Annotated in this window: 15 protein-coding genes and 3 pseudogenes; 6 read left to right on the top strand and 12 right to left on the bottom strand. The window is 74.3% G+C overall.

From position 1 onward, the window contains the following. Positions 1 to 65: 65 nt before the first annotated feature. Positions 66 to 665, top strand: a complete 600-nt coding sequence (locus Sm713_RS40790; RefSeq protein ID WP_249416767.1) for a BlaI/MecI/CopY family transcriptional regulator — start codon at positions 66 to 68, stop codon at positions 663 to 665. Between the two features lie 12 nt (positions 666 to 677). Next, positions 678 to 1,730 carry a M56 family metallopeptidase gene (locus tag Sm713_RS29195; RefSeq protein ID WP_212912995.1) on the top strand — a complete coding sequence of 351 codons (1,053 nt, stop codon included), beginning with the start codon at positions 678 to 680 and terminating at the stop codon, positions 1,728 to 1,730. A 416-nt stretch (positions 1,731 to 2,146) separates the two neighbouring features. On the opposite strand, the gene Sm713_RS29190 is transcribed toward Sm713_RS29195, so the two are convergent. After that, entirely contained in the window at positions 2,147 to 3,052 is a 906-nt protein-coding gene (locus Sm713_RS29190) for a helix-turn-helix transcriptional regulator (protein ID WP_212912994.1), read from the bottom strand. A 262-nt stretch (positions 3,053 to 3,314) separates the two neighbouring features. On the opposite strand from Sm713_RS29190, the gene Sm713_RS29185 reads away from it, so the two are divergent. Further along, positions 3,315 to 4,298 (top strand): aldo/keto reductase, encoded by a 984-nt coding sequence (locus tag Sm713_RS29185; RefSeq protein ID WP_212912993.1) that lies wholly within the window; start codon positions 3,315 to 3,317, stop codon positions 4,296 to 4,298. A 388-nt stretch (positions 4,299 to 4,686) separates the two neighbouring features. Here Sm713_RS29185 and Sm713_RS29180 read toward each other — a convergent pair whose 3' ends face one another. From Sm713_RS29180 to Sm713_RS29140, 9 genes and pseudogenes are all read right to left on the bottom strand, one after another. Next, complete coding sequence (locus tag Sm713_RS29180) at positions 4,687 to 4,953, bottom strand: hypothetical protein (protein ID WP_212912992.1); 267 nt, start codon at positions 4,951 to 4,953, stop codon at positions 4,687 to 4,689. 55 nt (positions 4,954 to 5,008) lie between these two features. After that, positions 5,009 to 6,154: an inorganic phosphate transporter gene (locus Sm713_RS29175; RefSeq protein ID WP_212912991.1), complete on the bottom strand. Its 1,146-nt coding sequence runs from the start codon at positions 6,152 to 6,154 to the stop codon at positions 5,009 to 5,011. A gap of 131 nt (positions 6,155 to 6,285) precedes the next feature. After that, positions 6,286 to 6,537, bottom strand: coding sequence for a potassium-transporting ATPase subunit KdpA (locus Sm713_RS41515; protein WP_308293219.1), 252 nt, complete (start codon positions 6,535 to 6,537; stop codon positions 6,286 to 6,288). 121 nt (positions 6,538 to 6,658) lie between these two features. After that, positions 6,659 to 7,384 (bottom strand): annotated as a pseudogene (locus tag Sm713_RS41510) (potassium-transporting ATPase subunit KdpA); the annotation flags it as partial. Positions 7,385 to 7,455: 71 nt separating this feature from the next. Then, the gene (locus Sm713_RS41505; RefSeq protein ID WP_212912990.1) at positions 7,456 to 8,505 is read right to left on the bottom strand and encodes a potassium-transporting ATPase subunit C; all 1,050 of its coding nucleotides are present in this window, start codon (positions 8,503 to 8,505) and stop codon (positions 7,456 to 7,458) included. Then, positions 8,502 to 10,778 (bottom strand): annotated as a pseudogene (gene kdpB / locus Sm713_RS29160) (potassium-transporting ATPase subunit KdpB). Before kdpB ends, Sm713_RS41505 begins: the two are co-directional and overlap by 4 nt. After that, a complete protein-coding gene (gene kdpF, locus Sm713_RS29150) occupies positions 10,778 to 10,867 on the bottom strand; it encodes a K(+)-transporting ATPase subunit F (protein ID WP_212912988.1) in 90 nt (29 codons plus the stop codon). Before kdpF ends, kdpB begins: the two are co-directional and overlap by 1 nt. Positions 10,868 to 11,201: 334 nt before the next feature. Further along, a complete protein-coding gene (lysA, locus tag Sm713_RS29145; RefSeq protein WP_212912987.1) occupies positions 11,202 to 12,536 on the bottom strand; it encodes a diaminopimelate decarboxylase in 1,335 nt (444 codons plus the stop codon). A gap of 438 nt (positions 12,537 to 12,974) precedes the next feature. Then, positions 12,975 to 13,286 (bottom strand): annotated as a pseudogene (locus Sm713_RS29140) (SAV_915 family protein); the annotation flags it as partial. Between the two features lie 463 nt (positions 13,287 to 13,749). On the opposite strand from Sm713_RS29140, the gene Sm713_RS29135 reads away from it, so the two are divergent. After that, complete coding sequence (locus Sm713_RS29135) at positions 13,750 to 14,418, top strand: class I SAM-dependent methyltransferase (protein ID WP_212912986.1); 669 nt, start codon at positions 13,750 to 13,752, stop codon at positions 14,416 to 14,418. A 98-nt stretch (positions 14,419 to 14,516) separates the two neighbouring features. After that, a complete protein-coding gene (locus tag Sm713_RS29130) occupies positions 14,517 to 15,311 on the top strand; it encodes a hypothetical protein (RefSeq protein WP_212912985.1) in 795 nt (264 codons plus the stop codon). Between the two features lie 18 nt (positions 15,312 to 15,329). On the opposite strand, the gene Sm713_RS29125 is transcribed toward Sm713_RS29130, so the two are convergent. Continuing rightward, entirely contained in the window at positions 15,330 to 15,566 is a 237-nt protein-coding gene (locus tag Sm713_RS29125) for a hypothetical protein (RefSeq protein ID WP_212912984.1), read from the bottom strand. Positions 15,567 to 16,000: 434 nt separating this feature from the next. On the opposite strand from Sm713_RS29125, the gene Sm713_RS29120 reads away from it, so the two are divergent. Next, positions 16,001 to 17,422, top strand: coding sequence for a deoxyribodipyrimidine photo-lyase (locus Sm713_RS29120; protein ID WP_249416766.1), 1,422 nt, complete (start codon positions 16,001 to 16,003; stop codon positions 17,420 to 17,422). A 164-nt stretch (positions 17,423 to 17,586) separates the two neighbouring features. Here the strand turns inward: Sm713_RS29120 and Sm713_RS29115 are convergent, their stop codons facing one another. Continuing rightward, the gene (locus tag Sm713_RS29115) at positions 17,587 to 18,726 is read right to left on the bottom strand and encodes a serine hydrolase domain-containing protein (protein WP_212912982.1); all 1,140 of its coding nucleotides are present in this window, start codon (positions 18,724 to 18,726) and stop codon (positions 17,587 to 17,589) included. Between the last annotated feature and the right edge of the window lie 344 nt (positions 18,727 to 19,070).

The following is a 19,070-nucleotide window of genomic DNA, read 5'->3' as shown; positions in this document are numbered from 1 at the left end:
GCGACTTTTACACCGCCGTAGAAGTTCTACACGACTGTAGAAGAAGAGCGGGAGAACGACAACCCATGGCAGCCAATGCGCGGGGACGCGGGCCGAAGCGGGCCAACGGCGCCCGTGAGGCCGAGATCCTCGGCCTCCTCCAGGACGCCCGGGAGGCCCTGACGCCCGGGGAGGTCACCGAGCGGCTCGGTGATGAGCTGACGTACAGCAGCGTCGTGACGATCCTCACGCGGATGCACACGAAGCAGCTCCTCACCCGGACGCCGCGCGGCCGGGCGTACGCGTACGCGCCGGTCACCGACGGGCCGGGGTTCGCGGCGCGCCGGATGCGGACGGTGCTGGAGGAGCGGCCGGACCGGGAGGCGGTGCTCGCGCGGTTCGCCGACGGGCTGTCCGCGACGGACGCCGATCTGCTGCGGCAGCTGCTGGGCGGGGAGGACGGCGGTGCGGAGCAGGACCGTGGTGCGGCGCGCGACGCCGGTGCGGTGCGGAACGACGGTGCGTTGCGGGACGGCGGTGAAGACGGTGCCGGTGCGGTGCGGGACGGCAGCCGGGAAGACGGTGGCGGTGCGGTGCGGGACGGCAGCCGGGAAGACGGTGGCGGTGCGGTGCGGGATGCCGGTGTGCGGCCGAGTACCCGGCCCGAGCGGGACGACGACCGGTAGAGGGCCCGTCCCATGCGCATCGCCGTCTACGTGCCGCTGCTGCTCAGCCTGATCGCACCGCTGAGCGCGCGCCTGCTGCCGGGCCGCTGCGAGCCGCGTCTCGCCACCTGGCTGCTGACCGTCTCGTCGCTGGTGCTGGGCGCGGCGAGCACGATCTCCCTCGGCCTGCTGGCCGTCGCCGGGCTGATCCGCGTGCCGCTGCTGGCCGCGCTCGGCCACTGGTCCCTGCACGCCGCGCAACTCGACGACCCCACCGAACTGTCCGTGTCCGTGATCGCCGGACTGCTGCTGGGCGGGGCCGCTGCCGCCGCCGTGCGGATGCTGTGGCGCCGTGCGCGGTCACTGGCCAGTGCGGCGCTGGAGGCGGCGTGCCTGCCGGCCCGGGACGGCCTGGTGATCGTCGAGGACGAGACGCCCGACGCGTACGCGCTGCCCGGGCTGCCGGGGCGGATCGTCGTGTCGACGGGCATGCTCGACACGCTGGACGCCGCCGAGCACGACATCCTGGTCGCGCACGAGCGGGCGCACCTGGCGTCGCACCACTACCTCTTCATCACGTTCGCCCAGCTCGGGGCGGCTGCGAATCCGCTGCTGCGGCCGCTTGCGAGTGCGGTGGCGTACACCGTGGAGCGGTGGGCCGACGAGCGGGCGGCGGCCCTCGTCGGGGACCGTGCGCGGGTCGCCCGTGCCGTCGGCAAGGCGGCGCTGGCCGCGCACCGGCGGCCGGCGGGGCGGCTGCCCGGTGCGCTGCTCGGCATCCTCGGCGGGTTCGGGTCCGGGTCCGGGTCCGGGTCCGGGTCCGGGTCCGGGTTCGGTGGCTTCGGGCGCGGGCTTCGCGGGGGGATCGGGGCGGGTGCCGGTGCCGTTGTCGGGCTGGGGCGGTCGCGGGAGGGGCTGAGCGCGGCGGGGCCGGTGCCGCGGCGGGTGGCCGCGCTGCTTGCGCCGCCGCTGCGGCATCACCGGGTGCTGGCGGTCGTGGTGGTGGCGGTCGCGGCGGGGGCCGCTGTGGCGGCGGTGGACGCGAGTGTGGATCTGCATCGGTTGCTGGAGGTCGTCGGGGCGTAGCCCGCCTACGGCGCGCGGGGGGCCGGTGCTTGGTCCTCTGCTCACGTTGTGTGCGGGGCACCCCCGGGGTGGGCGGTTTGCGCGTGGGCCTGCGCGCTTGCTTTCCGGGCTCCGCCCGGGGGGTGTGGTGGCTTGCGCTCTGTGTCTCGGCTGACCGCCGGTGGGGGCTTTTTGCGCAGTTCCCCGCGCCCCTGATCCGGGCCCGGACAGGCCCTTGCGGTCTGTATCCCGGCTGACCACCCGTGCGGGCTCATCGCGCAGTTCCCCGCGCCCCTGAACACGGCCCGGACCAGCCCCCTGCCGTCTGTATCCCGGCTGACCACCCGTGCGGGCTCATCGCGCAGTTCCCCGCGCCCCCGATCCACGCCTCGCGCGCCTCGCGCGCCTCTTGCCGGTTCGGGCGGTGGCTCGTGCCGTCAGGGGTGCTCGTGCGTCTGGTTCGGGGGCGTCGCCGGTGCCGATGCGGTCAGGTCGAGTAGGAGCAGGGCGTCGTGGTCGGGGGTGCCGGGGTCGGCCGTGTAGACGCCGAGGCGTTGGCCGGGGGTGTCCTCCAGCTGCATGGACTGGGCGGCCAGGCTGATGGTGCCGACGTGGGGGTGCTGGAAGGTCTTGCGGGCGGGTTTGCGGCCGGTGACGTCGTACCGTTCCCAGAGCTTGGCGAAGTCGGGGCTCTTGAGCAGGAGCTCGCCGACGAGGTTGGTCAGGTCGGGCGCGTCCGGCGTGGTGCCGGCGATGGCACGCAGCCGGGAGACGCAGGTGCGGACCTGGTTGTCCCAGTCGGGGAACAGCCCGTGGGCGGCGGGGTGGAGGAAGAGGTAGCGGGCGAGGTTGCGCTGCCTGGCGGGCCAGTCGTCCACACCTGCGTACAGGGCGAGACCGCCGGGGTTCCAGGCGAGGAGGTCCGTGCTCCGGCTGATGATGTAGGCCGGGTTCGGGCGGAGGGAGTCCAGCAGCAGCTTCAGGTGGGGGCGCACGGTGCGGCTGGGGGCGGGAGGCGGCTCGGGCGCGTAGCGGGCGGCACGGGCTGCCAGCTTCCGCAGATGGTGGTGCTCCTGGTCGTTCAGTCGCAGGGCGCGGGCAAGGGCGTCCAGGACCGACGGGCTGGGGCGGGTCTCCTTGCCGCGCTCCAGGCGTACGTAGTAGTCGATGCTGATCCCGGCCAGGGTGGCCAGCTCTTCCCTGCGCAGCCCCGGGGTGCGGCGCAGTCCGGGGCCGACGGTGAGGCCGACCTGCTCCGGGCCGGTCTGCGTGCGGCGGGCGCGGAGGAACCGTCCCAGCTCCATGCCGCCGCTCTCGCCGCCGGGGGTGCGCTCAGCTGCCATGGTTCCAGTCTCACACCGCGCTGAGCTGCCCGGCAGCACCGTGGGAGGCCCTGCCATTACCCCCGAACGGTCCGGCCTGCCACCCGCGCCGAATCCGGGCGAGGGTGGGTCACGGCCGCTCTGAGGGGCCGGTACGCGCCTCGTCGGACGCCGACAGCGCCCGTCCCCGGCCCCGTCCCCGGCCGCACGGGGGCCCGAAAGGGGCCCGCCTCATGGGATCCCACGCTCTGAGATCCCGCATTCCGAGACAAGGACACACACCATGGAGTACACCCGGTTGGGAAAGTCGGGTCTGAAGGTCAGCCGTATCGCGCTGGGCTGCATGAGCTTCGGCGACCCGGCCAAGCGCATGCCGTGGGTGCTCGACGACCACGAGGCCGAGCCCGTCTTCCGGCGGGCCCTCGACCTGGGCATCACGTTCTGGGACACCGCGAACGTCTACGGCCTGGGCACGTCCGAGGAAGTCGTGGGGCGGGCTCTCAGGAAGTACACCAGGCGTGACGACATCGTGCTGGCCACCAAGCTGTTCCAGCCCATGCACCAGGGTCCGGGTGGGGCGGGCCTGTCCCGCAAGGCCGTCATGGAACAGATCGACGCCTCCCTCAGGCGCCTGGACACCGATTACGTCGACCTCTACCAGATCCACCGCTTCGACCGCGAGACACCGGTCGAGGAGACGATGGAGGCCCTGCACGACGTGGTCAAAGCCGGCAAGGCCCGCTACATCGGCGCCTCGTCGATGTGGGCCTGGCAGTTCGCCACGATGCAGCACACCGCACAGGCCGGCGGATGGACGCGGTTCGTGTCCATGCAGGACCAGTACAACCTGATCCACCGTGAGGAGGAGCGGGAGATGTTCGGCCTGCTCGCCGCCCAGGGTGTCGGAAGCATCCCCTGGAGCCCGCTCGCGGCGGGGTGGGTCGCGCGCCCCTGGGGTACGCAGTCCGCCACGCGCCGTGGGAAGGACTATCCCGTCGTCGACCGCCAGGGCCGGCCGCTGTTCCTCGACGGCGACCGGGCCATCGTCGACGCCGTGCAGCGGATCGCTGAGGCCCGCGGCGTGCCGATGGCACAGGTCTCGATGGCCTGGGTCCTGAAGAACCCGGTCGTCTCGGCGCCGATCGTGGGGGCCACGAAACCCCAGCACCTGGCGGACGCCGCCGCCGCGCTCGACCTCCGGCTCACCGATGAGGAGATCCGCTCCCTGGAGGAACCCTATGTGCCCCGCACACCCACCTGGTTCTGACGGGCTCTCGGCCGAACGAGACGACCGAACGGGACGATCGAACGAGACCACCAGCCGAACGGGACAGGGGCGCGGGGAACTGCGCGAACGACCACGCCCCACCCCCACCCGCACCCGCACCCGCACCCGCACCCGCACCCGCACCTGACCAGAAAGACCGGCCCGGCACATCAGGGGGGCGGGGAACTGCGCGAAGAACCACGCCCCAGCCGCACCCGGCCCCGAAACGACCAGCCCGACCCTCAAGGGGCGCGGGGAACTGCGCACACGGTCGCCCGACGGACCCCAGCCCGGGTCAGACCGGTGAGCCCCGGACATGGGACCGCACGGTGACCGGGGACAGGTCACCGTGCGGTGGGGGGTGCGGCCTCCGTGGAGGCCCTAGGCCCTAGTGGAACTGCGGGACGATCAGGTAGATCCCGTACGCCACGACCGCCGCACACACCAGAAAGCACAGGCCGGCCTGTGCCATCGCCGCGGCGGACGCGGGGCCTGCCGTGGAGCCCGCTGCCGTGCCCGACGCGGACTCCTCGGTGCGGGAGTCGTCCGTGCGGGCCAGGCCCAGGACTCCGAGGGCGAAGATGGCGACGACCGCGACGGTGACCCCGGCGCTGACGGCGGCGACTTGGCCGAGTGCGGTCCAATCCAGATCCATGAAGTGGTCTCTTCCTGTGCTCGGGCGGCCAGAGGGACGCGGATGGGGTGCGGGCTCAGGCCGCCGCGGGAGCACCGGCGGGGCGGATGCTCACCTGGTTGGAGTCGTTGACGTTCTTCGCGTCCACCGGGTTGCGGCGCGAGGCGAGCACGATGGCGGTGGCGACGGCGAGCGCGACGGCCGCGATCAGCGCCGTGCCGAGGGTCCCCCCGTGGGTGACCGCGCTCGCGGAGAGCGCGCCGACCAGCGCGGCCGCGGGCAGCGTGATCAACCAGGCCACCAGCATGCGGCCCGCGGTGCCCCAGCGCACTTCGGCCAGCCGTCGGCCGAGGCCCGCGCCGAGGATGCCACCCGAGCAGACCTGCGTCGTGGAGAGCGCGAAGCCCATGTGCGCGGACGTGAGGATCACGGTGGTGGCGGCCGCCTCGGCGGCGAAGCCCTGCGGGGACTGGATGTCCGTCAGGCCCTTGCCCATCGTGCGGATGATCCGCCAGCCGCCCAGGTACGTGCCGAGGCCGATGGCGAGACCGGCAGCGGCGATCACCCAGACCGGCGGGCCGGCGTCGTGGCCGAGCGCGCCCGCCGAGATCAGCGTGAGCGTGATGACGCCCATCGTCTTCTGGGCGTCGTTCGTGCCGTGCGCCAGGGAGACCAGCGAGGCCGACGCTATCTGGCCGAGCCTGAAGCCCCGGGTCACCGAGTCCTGGCGGGCCTTGGCGGTGATCCGGTAGGCGAGGTACGTCGCCAGCAGCGCGGCGATGCCCGCCACGATGGGCGAGGCCACCGCGGGGACCAGCACCTTCTCGACGACCTTGTCGAAGTGCACCCCGTGCTGCCCCGCGCCGACCCACACGGCGCCGATCAGGCCGCCGAACAGCGCGTGCGACGAGCTCGACGGGAGCCCGAGCAGCCAGGTCATCAGATTCCACAGGATCGCGCCGATCAACCCCGCGAAGATCATGCCCGGGGTGACCAGGGTGTCGTCCACGATGCCGCCCGAGATCGTCTTGGCGACCTCCGTGGACAGGAACGCGCCGACGATGTTCAGCGCACCGCTGATCAGCACCGCCGTTCTCGGTTTGAGCGCTCCCGTGGCAATGGACGTGGCCATGGCGTTGGCCGTGTCGTGAAAACCGTTCGTGAAATCGAACGCTAGTGCCGTGACGATGACGACCGCCACGAGGAACGTGATGTGGTCCATGTCTCACAGGCAAGCAGGGGGAGGCGTACGCGGGGGTAACCCGAAGCAAAGTGAGGGTTAGTCAGGAGTGGACGTGCGCATGCCAGTGCGCTAGGCGTGCCTGCGACCCGTATGCCTGCGGTACAGGCGTATCACCCGGCACGGCCGGTGCGCACCGGCCGTGCCGGGCCTGTCAGTGCAGGCCCTCCGCCAGCGGCCCCAGCGACAGCGCCGGGAGGAAGTTGAGCAGGGCCAGGATGAGGGCCCGCGGCGGTGGCCAGGGCGACGAAGTTGACGCCGCGGGCCTGGAGCGTGCCGACGGTGACGGCGCCGGGGCGCTGCCGGGCCAGCCGGGCGGCGAGGGCGAGCAGGAACACCATGGGCACGTACCGGCCGATCAGCATCGCCGCCGTCATCAACAGGTTGTGGAAATCGGTGGCGCCGTTGAAGCCCGCCATCGCGCCCGAAGAGGATGCCGACCACCGCGAGCAGCGTCCAGCTCTGCCGCAGCGAGCCGATCATGCGGCCGTAGGTGCGGATGAACGCGGTCGGGATCAGCAGCATCAGCACGATCTCGATGGCGTTCGTGTACGACGACGGGTTCTCGAAGGGGTGCGCGCTGCTGGCGTTGAACGCGCCGCCGCCGTCGCCCGACAGCAGCTTGATGGGCTCCCAGGAGCCGACCGGGCCGCCGAGCAGGGTCTGCCGGCCGCCGGCGACGGTGGCCACGGTGTGCGGCCCGCCGAGGCTCTGCGGCACGCCGAGCGCCACGAGGACGATGCCGGAGAGGACCGCGAGCGGCAGCAGGATCCGCAGGATGGTCCGGATCAGGTCCACCCAGAAGTTGCCCAGCCGGTCGGTGTCGCGGCGCACCAGGCCGCGGACCAGCGCGAGCGCCACGCAGATGCCGACCGCCGCGGACGCGAAGGCCTGGGTGCCGAGGCCGGCCATCACGGCGAGGTGGCCGGTGGTGGACTCGGCCGCGTAGTTCTGCCAGCTGGTGTTGGTGGTGAAGCTGACGGCGGTGTGCAGGGCGAGGCGCCAGGGCATGCCCGGGTGGCCCAGGGACCAGGGCAGGTGGCCCTGGAGGGTGAGGAGGGCGAAGAGCGCGGCGATGCTCGCGAGGGTGAACGCGAGCAGGGCGAACAGGTAGTGGCGCCAGTCCTGTTCGCGGTCCGGGTCCACGCCGCAGGCCCGGTACAGGACCCGTTCCACGCGTCTGTGCGGGCCGCCGTCGAGCGCTCCGGCCATGTAGTCGCCGAGCGGGACGTGCAGGCCCACCACGACCGCGGCGATCAGCGTGATCTGGAGCAGTCCGGGGATCATGACGTGCCCTTCGCGGTGTCGGAGGACGTGGCCTTGGCCGTGCTGGATGAGGGGGCTTTCGCGGCTCCGGCGGCGGTGTCCTTCGCGGTCCCGGCGGACGTGGCCTTGGCCGTGCTGGATGCCGTGTCCCCCGCGGTGCCGGCGGCGGTGCCCGCCACCGGGTGCGTGCGGTCGAGGTCGGCGTTGAGTTCCACGACGTTCACGGCGGGCGCGCCGAGCACGCCGAGGCCGCGGCCGCTGGTGTGCCGGTCGACGGCCGCCCGTACGGCCGCCTCGGGCATGCCGCGCTCGCGGGCGACCCGCGGCGTCTGGAGCCGCGCGTACGCGGGGCTGATCGCCGGGTCGAGGCCGCTGCCGCTCGCGGTGACCGCGTCGGGCGGCACGACCGGGTGCGCGGGCGCGCCGCCGCGCACCGGGGTGGCCACGGCCCTGCCGTAGTCCTCGCCGGGGCGCGCGCACTCGACGCGCACGCCCTGGTATGTGGCGGTGAACGGGCGCGCCGGGCATGCCTGGTTCAGGCTGACGACGCGGGTGGCGCGGCCGGTGGTGCCGCCCGCCTTGAAGACGCCGAGCACCGCGCCGACGCCGTCGGCCGTGCAGAACGGCCGGGCGCCGTCCACGTGCTCCAGGTCGCCCACGGCCTTGCTGCGCGCGCAGACCTGGGTGAGCAGGCTCCGCGTGCCGGAGTCGGGCCTGCCCGGCAGGGGCAGCACGTCGACGGTGGACTCGGGGCCGAGGTTCCCGGCGGCGGAGGCCGAGGCGTCGTAGCCGTCACCCGCGTTGGAGGGCCGGGTCTGGAAGTAGGCCGGGAGCGGATCGCCGTGGCCGTCCAGGAAGGACTGGCCGATCAGCGTGCTGCCGGCCGGCTTCCCGCCGGCACCGGTGAGCGGGGAGCCCTGGGCCTGCCCGTGCAGGCCCGGCACCTGGGCGATCGCGGTCATCGCCAGGGGGTGGGCGAGGCCGGCGACGAGCGTGAGGACGACCACCACGCGGACCGCGGCCACCGGGTGGCGGATCCACGCGGGCGTCCTGGAGAGGAGGTTCACGATCCCATCCCGGGGAGGAACTGGACGACGGCGACGTCGATGAGCTTGATCGCGAGGAACGGCAGCAGCAGGCCGCCGAGCCCGTAGACCCAGAGGTTGCGGGTGAGCAGGGCGTCGGCGCTGCCGGGCCGGTAGCGCACGCCGCGCAACGCGAGCGGGATCAGCGCCACGATGATCACGGCGTTGAAGATGACGGCCGACAGCACGGCCGACGCGGGCGAGTGCAGCCCCATGACGTTCACCGCGCCCAGCGCCGGATACACGCCCGCGAACATGGCGGGCAGGATCGCGAAGTACTTGGCGATGTCGTTGGCGATGGAGAACGCGGTCAGCGCACCCCGGGTGATGAGGAACTGCTTGCCGATCTCCACGATGTCGATGATCTTCGTGGGGTCGGAGTCGAGGTCGACCATGTTGCCGGCCTCCTTCGCGGCCGACGTGCCGCTGTTCATGGCGACGCCGGCGTCCGCCTGCGCGAGGGCCGGCGCGTCGTTGGTGCCGTCGCCGGTCATGGCGACCAGGTGCCCGCCGGCCTGCTCGCGCCGGATCAGCGCCAGCTTCTCCTCGGGCGTGGCCTCGGCCAGCACGTCGTCGACGCCCGCCTCCTCGGCGATGGCGCGCGCGGTCACCGGGTTGTCGCCGGTGACCATCACCGTGCGGATGCCCATCCGACGCAGTTCGGCGAACCGCTCCTTCAGGCCCGGCTTGACCACGTCCTTGAGGTGCACGACGCCCGGCACCCGGGCGCCCCCGCCGGGCGCCCACTCGGCGACGGCGAGCGGGGTGCCGCCGGCGGCTGAGACGCGGGCACCTCGCCGCCCTCGTCCTCCACCCAGCGGGCGACGGCCGCGGCGGCGCCCTTGCGGAGCCGGCGCGTACCGTGCGCGCCGATCCCGCCGGGCAGGTCCACCCCGGACATCCGGGTGGTGGCGGCGAACGGCACCCAGACCGCGTCCGCCGGGCCGTCGCCCTCCACCACGAATCCGGCCGGCACGAATCCGGCCGGCACGGATGCGGTCGGCACGGATGCGGTCGACCCGCCGCCGTCCGCGAAGGGTCCGGCCGGCAGATGGCGTTCGAGGCCGAAGCGGTGCTGCACGTAGGCGACGACGGAGCGGCCCTCGGGGGTCTCGTCGGCGAGGCTGGACAGCAGCGCCGCGTCCGCGAGCTGGCGTTCCGTCACCGCGCCGACGGGCAGCAGCTCGCTCGCGCGCCGGTTGCCGTGGGTGATGGTGCCGGTCTTGTCGAGCAGCAGGGTGTGCACGTCGCCGGCCGCCTCCACGGCGCGCCCCGACATGGCGAGCACGTTGCGCTGCACCAGCCGGTCCATGCCCGCGATGCCGATCGCGGACAGCAGCCCGCCGATGGTGGTGGGTATCAGGCAGACCAGCAGCGACACGAGGACGATGCCGGTGACGTCGTCGGCGGTGAGCGCCAGGGTGTCGGGGGCCGCCGCCATGAAGTCCTTGGAGAAGATCGCCATCGGCTGGAGCGTGACGACCGCGACGAGGAAGACGAAGGTCATCATGACCAGCAGCAGGTTGAGCGCCAGCTCCTTCGGCGTGCGCTGCCGGCCCGCGCCCTCGACCAGCGCGATCATGCGGTCGAGGAAGGACTGGCCGGGCTCCTGCGTCACGCGGACCACGATCCGGTCCGACAGGACACGGGTGCCGCCGGTGACGGCGCACCGGTCGCCGCCCGACTCGCGGATCACCGGCGCTGACTCGCCCGTGATCGCCGACTCGTCGACGCTGGCCGCGCCCTCGACGAACGTCGCCGTCGCCCGGCACCAGCTCGCCGGCCTCGACCACCACGAGGTCGCCGCGCCCGAGTTCGGCCGCGGCCACCAGCTCCTCGACGTACTCGTGAGGTGCGGCGCCCGGCTGCCATCCGGTGAGCCGGCGGGCGGTGCTCTGCTTCCGGGTGCCGCGCAGGCTGTCGGCCTGGGCCCGGCCGCGGCTCTCGGCCACCGCCTCCGCGAGGTTCGCGAAGACGACGGTGAGCCACAGCCAGACGGTGATCAGCCAGCCGAACGTGGTCGGGTGGGCTGCGGCGAGCCCGGTGGTCAGCCCGGCACCGATCTCCGTCACGAACATCACGAAGTTGCGGGCCAGCGTCAGCGGGTTCAGCTTGCGCAGCGCGGCGGGCAGGGCGCGCCACAACTGCGCGGGATCCAGCAGGCCGGCCCCGATCCTGCGGGCCGGTGCCGGTCCGGGCTGTGAGGGCGGTACGGGGATTCGGGGGGCCTGGCGCACGGGGGCGGGAGCGGCCATCAGAAACGCTCCGGCTTGATCAGAGCGACCACCAAGTAGGCAAGGAGGGCTACGGAGACGATCAGCCCGACGATGTTCTCGACAGTCACGGGACCTCGCTGGGATCGGTGTGTGGTTGTGGTTGTGGTTGTTGTCGTGGGTCACGGCGCGGGGACGGGGGCGCGGGGTCCCGTGCGGGCGTGGGCACGGGTGGTGGTCACCTCCGGGCGAGGGCCGGGCCGGGTCGCTCGCCCGGAGGTGGTTCGAGGGGCGGCCGTGGGGGACGGCCTGGGGAGGGTGGGCCCCACGGGGGTGGTGTGGGGCCCACCGGGGCGTGATGGTGTGGGGGCCGCGAGCGAGGCGGGGTGATCCGGCCCCGCCCCGGGAAGGTGGGTACGGGGCCGGATCGTTCGGGCGGGCCTTCAGGACTACGGGCGCCCGGGCTCAGAGGCCGATGTCGCGGCCCCAGATGTCGTCCAGGGACTCGCGGCGGACCAGGAGCCTGGCCTGGCCGTCGCGCACCGCCACCACCGGCGGCCGGCCGACCATGTTGTAACCGGAGGCCATGGACAGGTGGTACGCGCCGGCGACCGGCACGGCGATCAGGTCGCCGGGGTGGGTGTCGCCGGGCAGCGGCACGTCCGGCGCGAGCACGTCGCCGGCCTCGCAGTGCCGGCCGACCACCGTCGCCATGGCCGGGGCCACGGTGCCGACGCGGCCGACCAGCCGCGGCGCGTACCGGGCGCCGTACAGCGCGGGCCGCGGGTTGTCGCTCATCCCGCCGTCCACCGCCACGAACGTGGTCCCGGCGGTGCGCTTGACGGCGAGGACCCGGTACAGGACGACGCCGGCCGGCCCCGCGACCGCGCGGCCCGGCTCGATGATCAGCCGGGGCACGGGGAGCCCGGCCGCGGCGCAGCTCGCGGTCAGCTCCGAGCGGACCTTGCGCGCGAGTGCGGTGATGTCGAGCGCCGGCTCGCCGGGCCGGTAGGCGATGCCGTGCCCGCCGCCCAGGTCGAGTTCGGGCAGCACCAGGCCGTGCTGGTCGCGGATGCGGGCCATCAGCCCCACCAGCCTGCGCACCGCGGCCAGGTACGGCTTGACGGTGGTGATCTGGGAGCCGAGGTGGCAGTGCAGCCCCGTCAGCTCCAGCCGGGGCTGGTCCAGGATGCGGGCGATGGCGTACTGCGCGCGGCCGTCGGTGATGGACAGGCCGAACTTCTGGTCGTCCGTACCGGTGCGGATCTTGTCGTGCCCGCCCGCGGCGACGCCCGGGACCACCCGGACCATGACCTTCTGCCGGCTGCCGGGCCCGACCGCCGCGGCGAGCCGCGCGATCTCCGAGGCGCTGTCGATGACGATGCGCCCGACGCCGAGCCGCAGGGCGGTGGCGAGGTCGGCGGGGGACTTGGCGTTGCCGTGCAGCACGATCTTCTCTGCGGGCAGCCCGGCCGCGGCCGCGATCTGGAGCTCGCCGGCCGAGCAGACGTCCATGCCCAGGCCCTCCTCGACGACCCAGCGGGCCATGGCGCGGCAGAGGAACGCCTTGGCGGCGTAGCGCACGTCCGCGTCCGGGAAGGCGAGGCGGTAGGTGCGGCAGCGTTCGCGCACCTCCTGCTCGTCGAGCACGTACACCGGGGTGCCGAAGCGGTCGGCGACCTCGGCGAGCGGGACGCCCGCGACGGCGATCTCCCCGGGCTCCGGCTCCGTGGTGGAGGCGGGCCACACCGAGAGGTCGCCGGTGGCGGCCACGGTGGCGGACTCAGGAACGGTGATCATGCCCTCGCCCTCTCAGCCGGTCCACAGGACCAGCGCGTCGATCAGTGCGGCGGCCGCGGTGGTGAGGCCCAGCGCTCCCACGCCCTGGAGAGCGGTCCGGGGGCGCGGCTCGGCCTCCGGGTGCCGCGCGGGGGGTAGCGCGGCCGGCTTTGAAACGCTGACGGCGGGTTCCGTGCCGGTGGTGGCGGGGTCGGCGCCGGTGGTGGCGGGTTCCGCTGCGGTGGCGGCGGGCTTCGCTGCGGTGGCGGCGGGCTTCGCTGCGGTGGCGGCGGGCTTCGCTGCGGTGGCGGCGGGCTTCGCGCCGGTTCCGGCGGGCTTCGCGCCGGTTCCGGCGGGCTTCGCGCCGGTTCCGGCGGGCTTCGCGCCGGTGAGCACGGGCTGCGAGCCGGTGAGCACGGGCTGCGAGCCGGTGAGCGCGGGCTGCGAGCCGGTGAGCGCGGGTTCCGGCCTGCGCACCGGGGAGGCGGACGGCGCCGTGAGGAGCGGGTCCACCGTGACGGTGGTGACGCCCAGCGGTTCGGTGAGCGCGCGCAGGGCGGGTTCGGCCAGCCTGATCCACGGCTGTCCCGCGCCGAGGGTGGCGGTCAGCCGCTCCTCGGAGCTGAAGGCGACCGCGGTGCGGTCGCCGAGCGGGGTGCGGAACAGCCGGGTCGTGCACCCTGAGGGTCCCGGCCGGACGGGCACATAGAGCGGTCCGGCCGGGAGAGGATCAGAGGGCTCCGGGTCGTCGCCGTCGATGAGTTCTTTCATGGGATTCCTCCTGGAGGATCCTTGGGCGGTTCGCGCCGCGGGGCCGGCCCGGTCTCCCACCCGAGGTGGGGCGCGCCCGGCCGGATTCGGGCACGTCATGACGCTAAGCCCGGTGTCCGGGGGTTTCCGAGGGCCATGACGGGATGCTGACGGCGGGGCGGTGGATACTGACGCGATGCTGATGCCTGCGGCGGGCCGCGCCGGTGGGTGGTGCGGGTGGGGGTGGGGTGGCCGTTTTTGCGCAGTTCCCCGCGCCCCTGATCCCCCGGGCTGATCCGCCCCCGCACGTGCGGCGCCATCGTGGTCTTTCGCGCAGTTCCCCGCGCCCCCGATCCCACCGGCTGAACCCCCTCCCACGTGCAGCGCCGCCGTGGTTGTTCGCGCAGCTCCCCGCGCCCCCGATCCCCCGGGCCGATTCGCTCGAACGAGCACCGTGGGCGTCGTGCGGTCCTATGTTTGGGGGATGCGCGGAGACCCCATTGACCGGCCGGCCGATCTCGACGTGGTTCGTGAGTCCTATGACCGGGTGGCCGACAACTACGCCCACATGGTGGTGACGACCGGGATGGGCGACATTCGTCGCGACCCGTGGCTCAAGGCGTCGATCGACGTCTTCGCCTACGCCGTGGGCGGGCTCGGGCCCGTGCTCGACGTCGGATGCGGGCCCGGGACGGTGACCGGCTATCTCGCCGAGCGTGGGCTCGACGTCTCCGGGGTGGACCTCTCTCCGCGCATGATCGAGAACGCGCGGCGGCTTCATCCGGGGTGCCGCTTCAGCGTCTCCTCCGCCACCGAGCTCGATCTTGAGGAAGAGTCCCACGGCGGCGTGCTCGGGTGGTGGTCGCTGTTCAATCTCCCCCGTGACGTCCTGCCCCAGGTTCTCGGCATGTTCGCGCGCGCGTTGAAGCCGGGCGGGCACTTCATCACCGGGACGCACGTCGGCGACGAGGACGCGGTGCGCACCGAGGCCTACGGGGGTGTGCCCGTTCGCTGGACGACGCACAAATGGCGGCCCGAGCAGTTCGTGGAGCTGATCGAGAAGGCCGGGCTGGAGCCGGTCGCCGAACTCCGGCTCCCCGCGAACGAGTTCAGCGGTCCGACCGTGGTCGTCATGGCCAGGCGACCCGGCTGAGGATCGGGCGCCGGACTTTCGGGGACCCCTCCCCGCCGCCGCTGGCTACCGTGGATCCGAGACGCCGCGGGGGGCGGCGGCGAGGGAAGGCGGACACCATGGCGACCAAGGTCAGCTTCCTGCCGAAGGGCATGGGCAGCCTCAGCCGCGGACTCCCCCCGGCCCAGCCCGGCACGCTCTTCGTGCTCGGTTCGGACGGCGGGATGAGCGTGGCACCGGACACCGGCTTCCAGCTGCTGTTCGGGCGCAACCAGCCCGACGTGCACGTCTGCGTCGGGGCCGGCGACACCTGCGTCAGCCGCCGGCAGGGGCTCATCACGCACGGGTACTCGCGCTGGTTGCTGCGCAACACCGGCAAGCTGCCGATCCGCTTCCCCGGCTCGCGCCTGGTGCTCAGCGGCGACGAGGCGGAGCTGCCGGGCGGGTACACCCCGCTGTTCGTCGTGGCGCCCCGTCAGGAACACCTCCTCGAAGTCCGGATCGCGGCGGGCGCGCAGGGGCAGGGGGCCGGCGTCACGGACGTGTACGGGGAGGAGACGCTCGACCGGGACGCGCGGGACCTCAGCGAGACCGAGAAGCTCGTCCTGGTCTGCCTCGCCCAGCGCTACCTGCGCGATGACCCCCAGCCGCAGCCCCTCACCTGGGCCCGGGCCGCCTTCGAGCTGAGCGGGCTCCGGCCGGGCGAGCGGTGGACGCCGAAGCGGACCGCGCACGTCGTCGCGCGGGTCCGCAAGCGGCTGAGCACGCGGTACGGCGTTCCCGGGCTGATGGAGGACGAGGTCCCGCAGCCGGTGGGCAACGCGCTCAACCACCACCTCATCACCGACCTGCTCGTCACCACGACCATCGTCAAGGCGGACCTGGCGCTCCTGGCCGGGCGGACGGCGTCGTGATGTCTCCCGGGTGCCGCCTCACCACGTGCCCTCGTGCGCCTCTCTCTTCCCACGCCCGCTCCCCCGCCCGCGGCGTACGTGGACGATCCCCCCGGCCGCCCCGCACACCACCCCCGGCACCACCGTGACGAGCAGCGGTGCGTAGGCCCCGTCCAGCGTCCCTTCGAGGCCGTCCGGCGTGCCGGTGAAGAGCAGCACGAGGACGAGCAGGACGCAGACCAGCATGCCGCACAGGCCCACGGCCGTGCCGACCATCAAGGCGCCGTAGCTCTCGGTGCCGTGCCGGGTGCGCGCGACCCGTACCGCGGTCCCGGGCCTGATCGTCCGCCGGCCGGGGCCGCGGTACCGCTCCCGCGAGACACTCGGGCGCTCCCCGCCGGCTGCTTCCGCCGTTCCTCCTGCGCTCCGCCGTTCACGACCCCTCACCCGCCCGCGTCGCCCTCCGGGCCCGAAGCCCCCCGACCCGACGCACGCTACGGAGTTCCGCCGGAACCGGTCCCGCTGCCAACGGGCGGCCGAGGGGACCCCGCACCCACCACGCGGTCGAAGGGCTCCCGAGCCCGCCGACCGGACCCCGTCCAGGCGTGTCACGCCGCCCCTGGCCGGCGCGAAGGCCCGCCCGCAGCACAATGGGCCGGGCCTCGACCCGCCGCGCGGGCGCCGCGCGGCCCGCCGTCCCGGGAGCCCGCGTGACCGACACCGCCGTCGCCCTGTTCACCTCGGACCTCCGGCTGCACGACAACCCCGTGCTCGGCGGGGCGCTCCGGGGCGCCGACGCCGTGGTGCCGCTGTTCGTGCGGGACACCGGGGTGGGCGCGGCCGGGTTCGACGTGCCCAACCGGCGTGCCTTCCTCGCCGACTGCCTCGCCGACCTGGGCGCCGAGCTGCGCCGCCGGGGCGGCCGGCTGGTGCTGCGCTCCGGCGACGTGGTGGCCGAGACCTGCCGGGTCGCGCGGCAGGCCGGGGCGCGGGACGTGCACGTGGCCGCCGGGGTCAGCGGGTACGCGCAGCGGCGCGCCGAGCGGCTGGCGGCCGCCCTGGCGTCCGACGGGGTCCGGCTGCACGTCCACGAGGGCGTCGTCACCGCGCTGCCCCCGGGCGCGCTCACCCCCCAGGGCAAGGACCACTACGCGGTCTTCACCCCGTACTTCCGCCGCTGGTCGGCGCAGGAGCACCCGAAGCCGGCGGCGGCGCCGCGCAGGGTGCCGGTGCCGGACGGCGTCGCCTCCGAGCCTCTTCCCGAGGGGCGGGACGACATCGCCGGCACCTCCCCCGGGCTCGCGGCCGGGGGCGAGCGGGCGGGCCGCCGGGCGCTGTCCGGCTGGCTCGCGGGCGGCCTGGACGCGTACGCCGACCGGCAGGACGACCTGGCCGGAAACGGTACGTCCCGGCTCTCCCCGCACCTGCACTTCGGCACCCTGTCCGCCGCGGAGGTGGTGTTCCGGGCCCGTGCGCGCGGGGGCGCGGGCGCCGACGCGTTCGTGCGGCAGCTGGCCTGGCGCGACTTCCACCACCAGGTGCTCGCGGCCCGCCCGGCCGCCGCCCACGAGGACTACCGCACCCGGCACGACCGCTGGCGCCGTGCTCCCCGCGAGGCGGACGCGTGGCGTCAGGGGCGGACCGGCTATCCGGTGGTCGACGCGGCGATGCGCCAGCTCCGGTACGAGGGGTGGATGCCGGGGCGGGCCCGGCTGCTGGTGGCGAGCTTCCTCACCAAGACGCTCTACGTGGACTGGCGCGTGGGCGCCCGGCACTTCCTCGACTGGCTGGTCGACGGCGACCTCGCCAACAACCAGCTGAACTGGCAGTGGGCGGCCGGCACCGGCACGGACACCCGCCCGCACCGTGTGCTCAACCCGCTCGTGCAGGCCCGCCGGTTCGACCCCGACGGCAGCTACGTACGGCGCTGGGTGCCCGAACTCGCCGACATCCAGGACGCGGCGGGCGCGGCGGGCGGCGCCGTGCACCGGCCCTGGCTGCTGCGGGATGACGGCGGGAGCGATGGTGGGCGCGGCGGCCGGCACCGCGGCGGCACCGCCCGCTACCCGGACCCGATCGTGGACCTCGCCACGGGCCACGACCGCTTCCGGACCGCCCGCGGCCTGGAGTGAAGAGCGGTCAGGGACGCCCATGCGGACGCCCGCCGTGCGAACCGCGCGCCGCCCGCACCCCGAACCGGGGACCGCCCGCCACCCGGACCCCGTACCGGGAGGCCCACCAGGACCGGGAATGCCACGCGCCGCCCGCAGACCGGCCATCCGTACCGCCGCGCCCCTCACCGCCCCAGGCACCCCCCGACCGCCTCGACCAGGCGGCGGGCGCGGGCGTCGCCGTGGCCGATCATGCGGTTGGCCACGTAGGCGAAGCCGACGCCGTACTCGTCGTCGCCGAAGGCGAACTGGCCCCCCGCGCCGTCGTTGCCGAAGCTGCGCGGCCCGAGCATCGGGCGGAACGGCGAGTCGAGGAGGAAGCCGGCACCCCACCGGGCGCCGGCGTCGAAGCCGAGCCAGCCCGGTCCGGAGGAGAGCTCCCGCACCGCGTCGCCCACCGTCCGGTCGGTGAGCAGCCGGGGGCCGCCGTCCACTCCCGTGGCCGCCGCCGCGTACAGGCCCGCGAGGCCGCTCGCGGAGGCGACCGCGCCCGCGCCGGGCAGCTCCATGCCGAGCAGCGCGGGGTCGTTCCAGCCGTGCGGCTCGTCCAGGCCGGGGAAGACCAGCGCCCCGTTCATCGTGACGATCCGGGTGAGCAGGTGCTCGGGCGGCGGCATCGGCGGACGCCCCTCGGCCTCCACCAGCACCGCCCGCCGCCCCGCCTCCTCCGGCGGCAGCCCGATCCAGGCCCGCAGCCCCAGCGGGTCGCCGATCGCCTCGCGGAAGTACGCGCCGGGGGTGAGGCCGGTGAGGCGGCGGATCACCTCGCCGACGAGGAAGCCGAAGACATGGCCGTGGTACTCGTGCGCGGTGCCCGGCTCCCACAGCGGCTTCTGCTCCTCGATGGCCTCCGCCACCGGCGTCCAGGCGGCGATCTCGTCGAAGGAGAGCACCCGGTCGAGCGCGGGCAGCCCGGCCCGGTGGCCGAGCACCATCCGGGTGGTGACCGCCTCCTTGCCGTGCGCCGCGAACTGAGGCCAGTACCGCGCGACCGGCGCGTCCAGGTCGAGGCGGCCCTCCTGCGCGAGCAGGTGCGCGGCCACGGCGACCAGGCCCTTGGCGCAGGAGAACACCGGGACGGCCGTGTCCCGCTCCCAGGCCCGCCCGGTCCGCTCGTCGGCGAGCCCTGCCCACAGCTCCACGGCCTTGCGGCCGTTCGCGTACACCGTGACCGCCGAGCCCAGGTCGGGGAAGTCGGTGCGGATCCGCGCGAACGCGTCCGCCACGGGCCCGAAGCCCTCGTCGGCCCATCCGTCGTGCTGCACAGCCCCTGCTCCCCGCTCCCGCTTCCCGGCCCCGGCTCGCTCGTCCGGGGCTCCCGCGCCCGGTCGTCGTTCCGGGCGGCCGTGCCCGGTCGCTTCTCCGGGCGGCCGTGCCCGGTCGTTTCCCCCGGGCGGGCGTGCCCGGTCGTTTCCCCCGGGCGGCCGTTTCCGATCGTTTCCCCCGGGCGGGCGTGCCCGGTCGTTTCCCCCGGGCGGCCGTTTCCGATCGTTTCCCCCGGGCGGCCGTGCCCGGTCGTTTCCCCCGGGCGGGCGTGCCCGGTCGTTTTCCGGGCGAGCGTGCCCGGTCGTTTTCCGGGCGGCCGGCCAACGGTACGGGGGCGGGGCGG

The organism is Streptomyces sp. TS71-3, assembly GCF_018327685.1.
Taxonomy (GTDB): domain Bacteria; phylum Actinomycetota; class Actinomycetes; order Streptomycetales; family Streptomycetaceae; genus Streptomyces.
The sequence above is the reverse complement of the archived record's forward strand: the minus strand, read 5'-3'. Positions and strand labels throughout refer to the sequence as shown.